At 73.7% G+C, this 11,325-nt stretch carries 12 protein-coding genes; 6 read left to right on the forward strand and 6 right to left on the reverse strand.

What is annotated here, in order from left to right; translation table 11 throughout:
- Positions 1 to 385: 385 nt before the first annotated feature.
- Entirely contained in the window at positions 386 to 1,264 is an 879-nt protein-coding gene (locus Q7T52_RS02970) for a hypothetical protein (RefSeq protein WP_304799262.1), read from the reverse strand.
- A gap of 65 nt (positions 1,265 to 1,329) precedes the next feature.
- Entirely contained in the window at positions 1,330 to 2,652 is a 1,323-nt protein-coding gene (locus tag Q7T52_RS02975) for a D-arabinono-1,4-lactone oxidase (protein ID WP_304799263.1), read from the reverse strand.
- Between Q7T52_RS02975 and Q7T52_RS02980 the strand changes: the two genes are divergently transcribed.
- The 4 genes from Q7T52_RS02980 to Q7T52_RS02995 all read left to right on the forward strand — a co-directional run bounded on the left by Q7T52_RS02980 (position 2,651) and on the right by Q7T52_RS02995 (position 6,601).
- Positions 2,651 to 3,853 carry an amino acid deaminase/aldolase gene (locus tag Q7T52_RS02980; RefSeq protein ID WP_304799264.1) on the forward strand — a complete coding sequence of 401 codons (1,203 nt, stop codon included), beginning with the start codon at positions 2,651 to 2,653 and terminating at the stop codon, positions 3,851 to 3,853. The two genes, Q7T52_RS02975 and Q7T52_RS02980, sit on opposite strands and share 2 nt — an antisense overlap.
- Positions 3,854 to 3,916: 63 nt before the next feature.
- Complete coding sequence (gene egtB / locus Q7T52_RS02985) at positions 3,917 to 5,239, forward strand: ergothioneine biosynthesis protein EgtB (protein WP_304799265.1); 1,323 nt, start codon at positions 3,917 to 3,919, stop codon at positions 5,237 to 5,239.
- The gene (gene egtD, locus Q7T52_RS02990) at positions 5,236 to 6,216 is read left to right on the forward strand and encodes an L-histidine N(alpha)-methyltransferase (RefSeq protein WP_304799266.1); all 981 of its coding nucleotides are present in this window, start codon (positions 5,236 to 5,238) and stop codon (positions 6,214 to 6,216) included. Before egtB ends, egtD begins: the two co-directional genes overlap by 4 nt.
- A gap of 19 nt (positions 6,217 to 6,235) precedes the next feature.
- Positions 6,236 to 6,601 carry a hypothetical protein gene (locus Q7T52_RS02995; protein ID WP_304799267.1) on the forward strand — a complete coding sequence of 122 codons (366 nt, stop codon included), beginning with the start codon at positions 6,236 to 6,238 and terminating at the stop codon, positions 6,599 to 6,601.
- A gap of 53 nt (positions 6,602 to 6,654) precedes the next feature.
- Here Q7T52_RS02995 and Q7T52_RS03000 read toward each other — a convergent pair whose 3' ends face one another.
- Together Q7T52_RS03000 and Q7T52_RS03005 are read right to left on the reverse strand one after the other, a co-directional pair.
- On the reverse strand, positions 6,655 to 7,812 hold the full coding sequence (locus tag Q7T52_RS03000; protein ID WP_304799268.1) for a cysteine desulfurase-like protein: 1,158 nt from the start codon (positions 7,810 to 7,812) through the stop codon (positions 6,655 to 6,657).
- A gap of 43 nt (positions 7,813 to 7,855) precedes the next feature.
- Positions 7,856 to 8,659, reverse strand: a complete 804-nt coding sequence (locus Q7T52_RS03005) for an HAD-IIA family hydrolase (RefSeq protein ID WP_304799269.1) — start codon at positions 8,657 to 8,659, stop codon at positions 7,856 to 7,858.
- Between the two features lie 58 nt (positions 8,660 to 8,717).
- On the opposite strand from Q7T52_RS03005, the gene Q7T52_RS03010 reads away from it, so the two are divergent.
- Positions 8,718 to 9,068, forward strand: coding sequence for an MmcQ/YjbR family DNA-binding protein (locus Q7T52_RS03010; protein ID WP_304799270.1), 351 nt, complete (start codon positions 8,718 to 8,720; stop codon positions 9,066 to 9,068).
- A gap of 41 nt (positions 9,069 to 9,109) precedes the next feature.
- Here Q7T52_RS03010 and Q7T52_RS03015 read toward each other — a convergent pair whose 3' ends face one another.
- Together Q7T52_RS03015 and Q7T52_RS03020 are read right to left on the reverse strand one after the other, a co-directional pair.
- Positions 9,110 to 9,979 carry an aldo/keto reductase gene (locus Q7T52_RS03015; protein WP_304799271.1) on the reverse strand — a complete coding sequence of 290 codons (870 nt, stop codon included), beginning with the start codon at positions 9,977 to 9,979 and terminating at the stop codon, positions 9,110 to 9,112.
- A gap of 9 nt (positions 9,980 to 9,988) precedes the next feature.
- Positions 9,989 to 10,690, reverse strand: coding sequence for a molybdopterin-dependent oxidoreductase (locus Q7T52_RS03020; protein WP_304799273.1), 702 nt, complete (start codon positions 10,688 to 10,690; stop codon positions 9,989 to 9,991).
- A 51-nt stretch (positions 10,691 to 10,741) separates the two neighbouring features.
- Here Q7T52_RS03020 and Q7T52_RS03025 point away from each other — a divergent pair, with 51 nt between their 5' ends.
- Positions 10,742 to 11,293, forward strand: coding sequence for a TetR/AcrR family transcriptional regulator (locus Q7T52_RS03025; RefSeq protein WP_304799274.1), 552 nt, complete (start codon positions 10,742 to 10,744; stop codon positions 11,291 to 11,293).
- Positions 11,294 to 11,325 lie beyond the last annotated feature (32 nt).

The raw sequence follows: 11,325 nt of genomic DNA on the forward strand, positions 1-11,325 counted from the left end.
CCGGCGCCGGCCAGGTGCGTCGTCCAGGCCGCCGAGACGAGCGCGAGGGGGACCACGGTCGCGACTCGCTTCAAGCGCGTCGTGCTGCGTGCCATGGTCGTCTGTCCTCGTGATCGTGTGCGGCCGCCGCTGTGGGGTCCAGCGTCGCGATGCTCCGGTGACCCGTGCCCCGGGAGCGGTCCCATTAGACCACCCGCGTCTGACCGGTTCTGCCAAAGTCCATCATCGTGCTGAACATTCAGCGGGCGTTCAGTCAATCTTGAGGAATCGTTCTCGTCCGCACCAGGTCCGGAAGGGCAGCGAGGGGGGCCCGGACGGGCCATCCCCGCCTGATCGATCGTCGGAGGACCGCCCGGGGACCGCCGTACGACGGCCCGTCGGCCGCTCAGAGGCGGCCGTTGAACGCCACCGTGCCGCGGGTCAGCTGGAGGCCCTTGATCCCGGAGTGCTTCTGGGCGAAGGCGAGCTCCTTGGCCAGGTCGCCGAGGTTGTTGGAGGCCGGGAGGGGCGCGAGGGCGACGGTCGACAGGGTGCCGACCGCCTTGCCGCCGGCGGTCATGAAGCCGGAGCCCGAGTCTCCGGGGATGCCGGGGGTGACGGTGTAGAGCGGGTGCGACCAGCCGCGGTCGGAGGCGGCGTCGCCGAGCCCTGCGCCGAGCTTGGGCGACAGGACGGTCAGCCCGGCGCGCAGGCTGGAGTTGCCATAGCTCCAGACCTGGTCGCCCAGGCGCAGCCCGTTGGTGTCGAGGCCGCTCGGCCCGCCCCAGAACGGCACCGACGGGTTGACCTTCTTGACGTCCTTGGGGTCGACCTTGACCAGCGCGAAGTCGTTGTAGGCGCAGGTGGTGGGGTCGGTGATGCCGATCTTCTTCTCGGTCAGCCACGAGGAGTAGGCGAGGCGGCCGCCGCCGAGGCGGGTCCCGCCGCTGACGAGGCTGCCGCCCCGGACGAAGTCGACCTTCGTGCCGAGCGGGAGCGACGCCGTGCCGCAGCCGTTGGTGTCGGTGGCCTCGCCCTTGCCGGCGCAGTGGGCGGCGTAGCCGACGTAGACCCCGCCGACGGCGTCGGTGAACACGAAGTTGGCGGTGCACTGCGCGCCGGCGGTGTAGGCCATCACCCCGGGCGTGATCGTCGCGCGCGAGGCCGCGGTGAAGGTCGTCTTCCGCTTCGCCGGCGCGGCCTCACCGGGGCTCGGCGCCAGCAGGAGCGCGGCGGCGAGGGCGGCGGTGGTGCCGCTGGCGAGCAGACGGGTGAAGCGGTTCATCGGTCCTCCAGAGAACGGGTCTCTGGACCAACGACGCCCACCCCTCCCTGGTCACGGTCCAACCGTCACGGTCCCAGCACGTGCGCGAGGTGGTCGTTGCCGAGCACCCGCTGCGGGTCGAGCCGGTCGCGCAGGGCGCGCAGCTCCTCGAAGCGCGGGTAGCGCTCGCGCAGGTCGGCCGCGTCGAGACCGTGCAGCTTGCCCCAGTGGGGCCGGCCGCCGACGTCGCCGGCGATGGCCTCGAGCGTGGCGAAGTACGCCGCCCGGTCGGGACTGCCGGGGGCGGTGTGGACGGCGACGTAGAGGGTGTCGCGGCCCTCGGCGGTCGAGAGCGCGATGTCGTCGGCGGCCGCGACCCGCACCTCGACGGGTACGGCGATCCCCCAGCGGCTGCGCTCGACGGCCCGCACGAGCTCGCGGACGACGTCGAGCCCGTGCTCGCGCGGGACGGCGTACTCCATCTCCTCGAAGCGCACCCGCCGCGGCGAGGTGAGGACGCGGTGGGAGACGTCGCTGAACGCGCGGTCGCCGAGCGCCGACGCCGAGACGCGCGCCAGGGGCCGGACCAGCGCAGGCACGCGACGCCCGGCGCCGACGAGGCCGCCGAAGACCGTGTTGCTGAGGAAGTCGTCGTCCCACCAGGCGCGGCGGCGCGAGAGCGGGGCGAGGTCGTCGAGCCCGACGCGGGTGTTGTGCTTGGTGAGGACCCGGCGGGTGTGCGGGAACCAGTAGAACTCGACGTGGTCGGTCGTCGCCGCGTCCTCGTCGAACCGCTCGAGCACCTCGTCGAGCGTGCTGCTCCCCTCCCGCGCGTGGAGTCCGAAGGCCGGCTCGGTCTGCAGGGTGACCGCGGTGACGACGCCGAGCGCGCCGAGGCCGACCCGGGCGACGGCGAAGACCTCGGGGTTCTCCTCGGGCGAGCAGGTGAGGGTCGATCCGTCGGGGAGCGCGAGCACGAGGGCGCGGACCTGGGTCGCGAGGCCGCCGAACCGCGCGCCGGTCCCGTGGGTGCCGGTCGAGATGGCCCCGGCGAGGGTCTGCTCGTCGATGTCGCCGAGGTTGGTCATCGCCAGGCCGAGGGCGTCGAGAGCCCGGTTGAGCGCGCTGAGGCGGATGCCGGCCTCGACGGTGACCAGCCCGGTGGCGGTGTCGGCGTGGAGCACGCGGTCGAGGCGGTCGAGGCGGAGCTGGACGTGCTCGGGGCGGCCGATGGCGGTGAAGGAGTGGCTGCTGCCGATCGGGCGGACCCGCCGTCCGCGGGCGCCGGCGCCGGCCAGGAGGGGCGCGACCTCGTCGGCGGTGGAGGGCGTCACGACCTCGATGCCGTCGGCGCTCTGGTTGCCCGCCCAGTTGCGCCAGTCGGTGGGGCTGGCTTGACTCGCACTCATGGTCAGCCAGCATGCCCGTCTCGAGCACGCGACACAGCACCTCGACGCGCCGCTGGCGGTGGTCGACCTCGATGCGTTCGACGCCAACGCCGCCGACCTCGCCCGCCGCGCGGGCGGCACGCCGATCCGGGTGGCCAGCAAGTCGGTGCGCTGCCGGGCGCTGCTGCAGCGGGTCCTCGACCAGGAGGGCTACGCCGGCGTGCTCGCCTTCACGCTCGCCGAGGCGCTCTGGCTGGCCGACGGGATGGACGTGGAGGACGTCGTGGTGGGCTACCCCACCGCCGAGCGGGCCGCCCTGCGCCGGCTGGCCGCCGACCCCGTGCTGCTCGAGCGTGTGACGCTGATGGTCGACTCGGTGGAGTCGCTCGACCTGGTGCGCGCGACCGTCGCGCAGGTCGAGCAGCCGATCCGGATCTGCCTCGACCTGGACGCCTCGCTCCGCTACCTCGACGGCCGGGTGCACCTCGGGCCGCGGCGCTCACCGGTGCACTCCGTGGGCGAGGCGGTGGCGCTGGCGCGGGCGGTCGCGGCCGACCCGGTCTTCACGCTCGTCGGCGTCATGGCTTACGAGGGCCAGGTGGCGGGGCTGCAGGACCGGCCCGCCGGCGGGGTCGCCAGCACCCTCCGGGGCCTGGCCGTACGACGCCTCAAGCGCGCCTCGGTCGCCGAGCTGACCGAGCGCCGCGGCGCGGTGGTGGCGGCGGTCCGCGAGGTCGCCGACCTCGAGCTCGTCAACGGCGGCGGCACCGGCTCGATCGAGACGACCGTCGCCGACCCCTCGGTGACCGAGGTCGCGGCCGGCTCGGGGCTGCTCGCGCCGGCGCTCTTCGACGGCTACGACTCGTTCACCCCGGCCCCCGCCGCGCTCTTCGCGCTGGCGGTCACGCGGCGCCCGGGACCCGGGCTGGTCACCGTGGCCGGCGGGGGCTGGATCGCGTCGGGTCCCGCCGGGCCGGACCGGCTGCCCGTGCCGACGTACCCGGTGGGGCTGGGGTTGCTCGGCGCCGAGGGTGCGGGCGAGGTGCAGACGCCCCTGCGCGGTGCCGCCGCCGACGACCTGGCGATCGGCGACCGCGTCTGGTTCCGCCACGCCAAGGCCGGGGAGCTCGGTGAGCGGGTCGCCGACTTCCACCTCGTGGCGGGTGACGAGGTGGTGGACGTGGTGCCGACCTACCGTGGCGAGGGGCTCACGTTCGTGTGACGAGACGGTGACGTGACGTCTCAGGGTGTCGACCTTGTCGGTGGCGTCGTGTTCACTCGTGGGATGACCACCACCACGCAGACCCCGGCCGACTGGCCGACCGACTGGGACCCGATCGCGCTCGTGCAGCGCTACGACGAGGTCCGTGCGCACACCGAGAGGCTGGCTGCGCCCCTCTCCCCCGAGGACCAGACCGTCCAGTCCATGGCTGACGTGTCGCCGACGAAGTGGCACCGCGCCCACGTCACCTGGTTCTTCGAGACCTTCCTGCTGGCCGACCACGAGGCCGGCTTCGCCCCCTTCCAGGACCAGTACTGGTTCTTGTTCAACAGCTACTACGAGACGCTCGGTCCGCGCTTCTCCCGCCCCGACCGTGGTCTCATCACCCGGCCCGGCGTCCACGAGGTCGGTGACTACCGCGCCAACGTCGACGACCGCGTCCGTGACCTCGTCACCCGCCTCGACGGCGGCACCCTCGACAAGCTCTCCGCGACGATCGAGCTCGGCTTCCACCACGAGCAGCAGCACCAGGAGCTGCTGCTGATGGACATCAAGCACGTCCTCTCGCGCAACCCGCTCCAGCCGGTCTACGTCGGCGCCCCGGCCACCTACACCGACCCCAGCGAGCCCGACGACCTCGGCTGGGTCGAGGTCGAGGGCGGCCTGGTCGAGGTCGGCCACGACCCGACCACCCAGGGGTTCCACTTCGACAACGAGCTCCCCCGCCACCGGCAGTGGCTCGAGCCCTACCGGCTCGCCGACCGGCTGGTCACCAACGCCGAGTGGCAGGCCTTCATGGCCGACGGCGGCTACCGGCGCCACGAGCTGTGGCTCTCCGACGGCTGGGGCCGCGTCAACGCCGAGGGCTGGGACTCCCCGCTCTACTGGACCCAGCACGACGGGGTCTGGTTCGAGCACACGCTCCACGGCACCTGGCCGGTCGACCCCGGCGCCCCGGTCTGCCACGTCAGCTTCTACGAGGCCGAGGCCTACGCGACCTGGGCCGGCAAGCGACTGCCGACCGAGGCCGAGTGGGAGCACGCCGTCGCCTCCACCGGCCCTGGCCAGGAGCCGTCGTCGGGCGACGTCTTCCACCCGCGTGCGGCCGGCCCGGCCACCGGCGGGCTCCGCCAGGTCCACGGCGACTGCTGGGAGTGGACCTCCTCCGCCTACCACCCCTACCCCGGCTTCCACCCGGCCGAGGGCGCGATCGGGGAGTACAACGGCAAGTTCATGTCCAACCAGATGGTGCTGCGCGGCGGCTGCGCGCTCACCTCGCCCGGCCACGCCCGCACCACCTACCGCAACTTCTTCCCGCACGCCTCGCGGTGGGCGGTCTCCGGGCTGCGCCTCGCCGACGGCGGCGCGCCGGCGGTGGGCGCATGACGGAGCTGAAGGTCTCGGTGCTCGTCGACAGCGACTGGGCGTCCGGCTCGCTGGTCGACGACGTACGCCGCGGGCTCGGGTCCCACCCGCTCCGCCTGCCACCCAAGTGGCTCTACGACGACGAGGGGTCCCGCCTCTTCGACGAGATCACCCGGCTGCCGGCCTACTACCCGACCGAGGCCGAGCGCCGCATCCTGCTCGACCACGCCGCCGACGTCGTCGCCGCCAGCGACGCGACGACGGTGGTCGAGCTCGGCTCCGGCACCAGCGACAAGACCCGCACCCTGCTCGACGCGTTCGCCGCCGCCGGACGGCTGCGCCGGTTCGTGCCGGTCGACGTCTCCGAGCAGACCCTGCGCGACGCCGGGGCGATGCTCAGCGAGCGCTACCCCGGCCTCGCGGTCGAGGCGGTCGTCGGCGACTTCACCTTGCACCTGTCGCACCTCCCGGCCAACGAGCCGGGCGGGCGTCGGATGGTGGCGTTCCTCGGCGGCACCATCGGCAACCTCTACGTCGAGGAGCGCGGCGCGTTCCTCGGCGCGCTGGCCGACTCGCTCGAGCCGGGCGACTGGCTGCTGCTCGGCACCGACCTGGTCAAGCCGGTCGACCGGCTGGTCGCGGCCTACCACGACGAGGGCGGCGTGACCGACCGCTTCGTGCGCAACAGCCTGGCCGTCCTCAACCGCCAGCTCGGAGCCGACTTCGACCTCGGCGCGTTCTCCTACGTGCCGTTCTGGGACGGTCACATGGAGCGGATGGACCTCCGCCTCCGCGCCGAGTCGCCCCAGCACGTCCGCGTCCCGGGCGCCGGCCTCGAGCTCGACCTCCACGTCGGCGACGAGATCCACGTCGAGATCTCGACCAAGTTCCGTCCCGACGGCATCCGCGCCGAGCTCGACGCGGCCGGCTTCGAGACGGTCCGGCTCTTCACCGACCCCGACGGCGACTTCGGGCTGACCCTCGCCCGCCTGACCTGACGCGCCCTACGCTTCCGCCATGCCCGACGACGCCGGCGCTCCCGCGACCTCCCTCGACATCGGGGTCGTGTTCGTCGTCGGCCTGGCGGGCCTGGGCGCGCTGCTCGTCGGCATCGCCACCGTCACCCAGGCCGACGTCCTGCTGACGGCGAGCACCATCGCGGTCGTCGGCGCCAGCTCCGCCGTGCTGTGCGGCCTCTGGCACCGGCCGACCGCCGTCACGCTGCAGGTGCCGGCCCTGCTCGGGGTCGTCTTCGTGGCCTTCGCCGCCGGCCCCTACGCCTACCCCGTCCTGGGCTACGTCGCGGTCATGCTGCTCGTCGCGGTGCTGTCACGTCACTTCGAGGCCGTCCGCCTCGACCACGACCGCCGCGCCGTCGACTGAGGATGGGGATACCCCCGGGGGGTGTCGGAGTCCCCGGCCGGCCGACCGCCAGCTCAGGCCGACGACCCGAGCGCCGCCAGCCCGTCGAGGAGCCGGTCGACCTCGGCGCCGGTGGAGTACGGCGACAGCCCCACCCGCACGCCGCCCGCGTCACCCAGCCCGGCGTGACGCGAGGCCTCGAGGGCGTAGAAGCTGCCGGCCGGGGCCAGCACGCCGCGCTCGGCGAGAGCGATCCGGACCTGCTCGCCCGCGAACCCGTCGACCTGCAGCAGCACGGTCGGCGTACGACGGGCGGGCGAGCCGTGCACGCGCACGTGCGGCAGCCGACCGAGGCCGGTGAGCAGCCGCTCGAGCAGCCCGTCCTCGTAGGCCTCGACCTCGGCCATCCCGCCGATGTCGTCGATGAAGGCCAGCGCCGCGGTCACGCCGGCGAGCTGCTCGTAGGGCAGCGTGCCGAGCTCGAACCGCTCGGGCACGACCTCGGTCGACGGCAGCAGCTTGTCCGGGTGGAGCGTCTCGAGGAGCGCGGGGTCGGCGGCGAGGACGCCGAGGTGCGGCCCGAAGAACTTGTACGGCGAGCACGACAGGAAGTCCGCGCCCAGCTCGGTGATCGACACGGGGGCGTGGGCGGCCAGGTGGACCGCGTCGACGTGCACCAGTGCCCCGACCGCATGGGCGGCGTCGGCGATCGCCCGCACGGGCGGCCGGGTGCCGAAGAGGTTGGAGGCCGCGGTGACCGCCACCAGGCTGGTGCGGGGCGACAGCACCGTCGAGACGTCGTCGAGCTCGGTGGTCACCGGGTCGAAGCCGAGCCAGCGGACGGTCGCGCCGGCGCGCTCGGCCGCGACGACCCAGGGCCGGATGTCGGCGTCGTGGTCGAGCCGGGTCACGACGACCTCGTCGCCCGGGCCCCACGACCGGGCCAGCGTCCGTGCCAGGTCGAAGGCGAGCGCCGTCATCGACCGGCCGAACACGACCCCGCGCGGGTCCGCGCCGAGGAACCGTCCGACCGCCGCGCGCGCCTCGGTCGTGGTCGCCTCGGCCAGCCGCTCGGGCTCGGTCACGGTCCCCCGCTGGCACATGCCCGACGTCATCGCGGCGGCCACGGTCCGGGCGACCTCGTCGGGCACGAGCGAGCCGCCCGGTCCGTCGAAGCGCGCCAGGCCCGAGGCCAGCGCGGGGAACGATGCTCTGACCCGGTCGACGTCCATGGGGACAGGCTGCCACCTGCCGCCCGGCGCGCCCCTTCCGGCGTCAGTCCGCGGGTGGGACGACCAGCGACACCAGGTCGGCGATCGAGTCGACGATCTCCGTCGGCCGGTAGGGGAACGTCTCCACCTGCTCCGGCCGCGTCGAACCCGTCGTGACGAGGACGGTCCGCAGCCCGGCCTCGAGGCCGCTGATGATGTCGGTGTCCATCCGGTCGCCGACCATCACCGTCGACTCGGAGTGCCCGTCGATCCGGTTGAGCGCGCTGCGCATCATCAGCGGGTTGGGCTTGCCGATGAAGTAGGGCGTCCGCCCGGTCGCCGTGCTGATCAGCGCCGCCACCGAGCCGGTCGCGGGCAGCAGGCCCTGCTGGCTGGGGCCGCTGGGGTCGGGGTTGGTCGCGATGAACCGCGCCCCCGCCGCCACGAGCCGGATCGCCTTGGTGATCGCCTCGAACGAGTAGGTGCGCGTCTCGCCGAGCACCACGTAGTCGGGGTCGCGGTCGGTCATCACGTAGCCGATGTCGTGCAGCGCGGTCGTCAGCCCCGCCTCGCCCACGACGTACGCCGTCCCGTAGGGCCGCTGGTCGGCCAGGAACTGAGCCGTCGCCAGGGCCGAGGTCCAGATGGCGTCCTCGGGCACGTCGATCCCGCTGCCCAGCAGCCGCGCGCGCAGGTCGCGCGGGGTGTAGATCGAGTTGTTGGTCAGCACCAGGAACCGGCAGCCCGACTCCTTGAGCGCCCGGATGAAGTCGGTCGCCCCCGGGATCGGCACCTCCTCGTGCACGAGGACGCCGTCCATGTCGGTCAGCCAGGTCTTGACCGGGCGGGACGTGAGCAACGAGGTCATGGCCTCAGTCTCCACCCGCGGCCCGAGCGGGCTCGCGTCGCGCTGGCAGGATGACGGCGTGCCGACGCGCATCACCGACTACCTCGAGCTCGTGCACCAGCTGCCGGAGGTCGTGCGCACCGACCACGGCCGCTACGCCAAGTTCGTGGTGAGCGGCCACACCTTCGGCTACCTCTGGGAGCCCACCCGCACCGTCGGCCTCAAGCAGACCCTGGCCGAGCAGCTCGCCCTGGTCGCCGAGCGCCCGGAGGTCTTCGAGGTCCAGTTCACCGCCGGTGCCTTCGGCTGGGTCGTCGTCCACCTCGACGGCGTCGAGCGCGACGAGCTCGCCGAGCTCACCTTCGAGGCCTGGCGCCTCACCGCCCCGACCGCCCTCGTCACCGCCCGCGACGACCGCCTCCCCACCTGAAGACGACGCTGACCCGTCGTAGATCTACGACGGGTCGGCGGTCAGGAGGCGTCGAGGGCGGCGAGGTCGTCAGGGGTGAGCCGGAGGTCGGCGGCGGCGGCGGAGTCGCGGATCGACTGGGGACGCTTGGCGCCGGGGATGGGGATGACGACGGGCGAGCGGGCGAGCTCCCAGGCGAGGGCGACCTGCTGGGGGCTGACGCCGTGGGCCTCGGCGACCGAGGCGAAGGCCGGGTGCTCGTCGGCGAGGTCCTTGGCGCTGCCGAGGCCGCCGAGCGGGCTCCACGGCAGGAAGGCCAGGCCGAGCTCCTCGCACACGTCGATCTCGGGGGCGCTGGAGCGGAAGGCCGGGCTGTACTGGTTCTGCACGCTCACCAGCGCGTCGCCGAGCACCGAGTGGGCGAGCCGGATCTGGTCGGGGTCGGCGTTGGAGAGGCCCACCATCGCGACCTTGCCGGACTCGTGGATCTCGCGCAGCGTCCCGACCACCTCGTCGTAGGACACCGACGGGTCGGGCCGGTGGTGCTGCCACAGCGCCAGCTGCTCGACGCCGAGGCGCTCGAGGCTCGCGTCGACGGCCGCGCGCAGGTGGGTCGCCGAGCTGTCGAGACCCCAGCCGCCGCCGTCGGTGCGCACGTGGCCGCCCTTGGTGGCGAGCAGCACCTGGCCGCGCACGCCGAGCTCGTCGAGGATCGAGGCGATCAGCCGCTCGTTCTCGCCCTGCGCGCCCGCCCCCTTCTCGTCGCCGGGCCCGTAGGCGTCGGCGGTGTCGAGGAGCGTGACGCCGGCGTCGAGCGCGGTGCGCACGGTGTCGACGAGCTGCTGGCGCGGCTGGGTGCCGCTCTGGTCGAAGGTCATCAGGCCGAGGCCGACCGCACCCACCTCGTGGCTGCCGATGTGTCGTGTCTGCATGCCTCCGGTCTAGCGGTCGGCTCCAAGCCTGTCGACTCCGGCCCGACCCGGCGCGACCCGCGGCGCCAGCCGCGGGACCACGAGGCGATAGACCCGGCGCACGACCCACGCCGGCACGTAGCGGTGCCGCTCCTCGCGCCACACCCGCGCCCGCCGGTGCGGCTTGACCAGGCGCAGCCCGCGGTCGACCGAGGCCACCGGGTGGTAGCGCAGCCGTGGCTCCGTCGCGTGCAGCTCGATCCGGCGCAGGTGCTTGACGCTCACGAAGCCGTACTGCTGCGGGCTCACCACCCGCAGCGGCGCGCCGTGCTCGGGCGTCAGCGGCTCGCCGCCGAGGCGGTCGGCGAGCAGCACGTCCTCGCCGAGCGCGTCCTCGAGGGCGAGCACCGCGCGGTAGCCGTCGTGACCCTCGAGCACGACGTACGCCGGCCGCTCGGCCCCGCTCCCGAGCCGCGGCCCGAGCACGTCGGCGAGCCGCACCCCCTCCCACCGCAGTCCCAGCGCCGTCCAGCCCGAGACGCAGTGGAAGTCGGCCTCGAGCTCGACGCGCGGCAGACCTGCCAGCTCGTCTGCCGTGACCGCACCTTCGTCACCCGCGAGGCCCACGACCTCGATGGCCGAGCCCGGCGGCACCCTCGGGGGCGGCTGGTCGAGCGCCGCACCGAAGCGCGGGAACCCGTCGACGACCCACTGTCCGGGAGGAAGCGTCATGGTCGGTCTCCATTCCATACGGTGGCGTATCCATACGCTAGCGTATGCGACGTGGCCGCACCAGTCCGAACTCCGCGTGAGACCTGGCTCGAGGGTGGCCTGCGACTGCTCGCCTCGGGTGGCCCGGACGCCGTCCGGGTCGAGCCGCTCGCCAAGGAGCTCGGCGTCACCAAGGGTGGCTTCTACCACCACTTCGCCGACCGTCAGGCGCTGCTCGAGGCGCTGCTCGACACCTGGGAGGAGCGTCTCGTCGACGAGGCCATCGAGACCGTCGACCGGGGCGGTGGCGACGCACGGACCCGGCTGCGCCGACTGTTCGCGCTGGCTGCTGCGGGCGGCAGGCTCTTCCAGGTCGAGCTCGCCGTGCGCGACTGGGGCCGGCGCGACGACCAGGTCGCGGCGCGCGTCCGCCGGGTCGACGACCGGCGGATGGCCTTCCTGCGCCCGCTGTTCGCGGAGTTCTGCCAGGGCCCGGCCGACGTCGAGGGCCGCAGCCTGCTCGTCCTCACGCTCTTCGTCGGCTCGGCGTTCGTCGACGCCGACCACGGTCGGCGTACCCGCGACCAGGCGCACGCCGCCGCGATCCGCCACCTGCTGCGCTGACTTCGAGGCTCGCTGCGCTCGCACCTCAGCCG

The sequence above is a fragment of the Nocardioides sp. genome, assembly GCF_030655615.1.
Taxonomy (GTDB): Bacteria; Actinomycetota; Actinomycetes; order Propionibacteriales; family Nocardioidaceae; genus Nocardioides.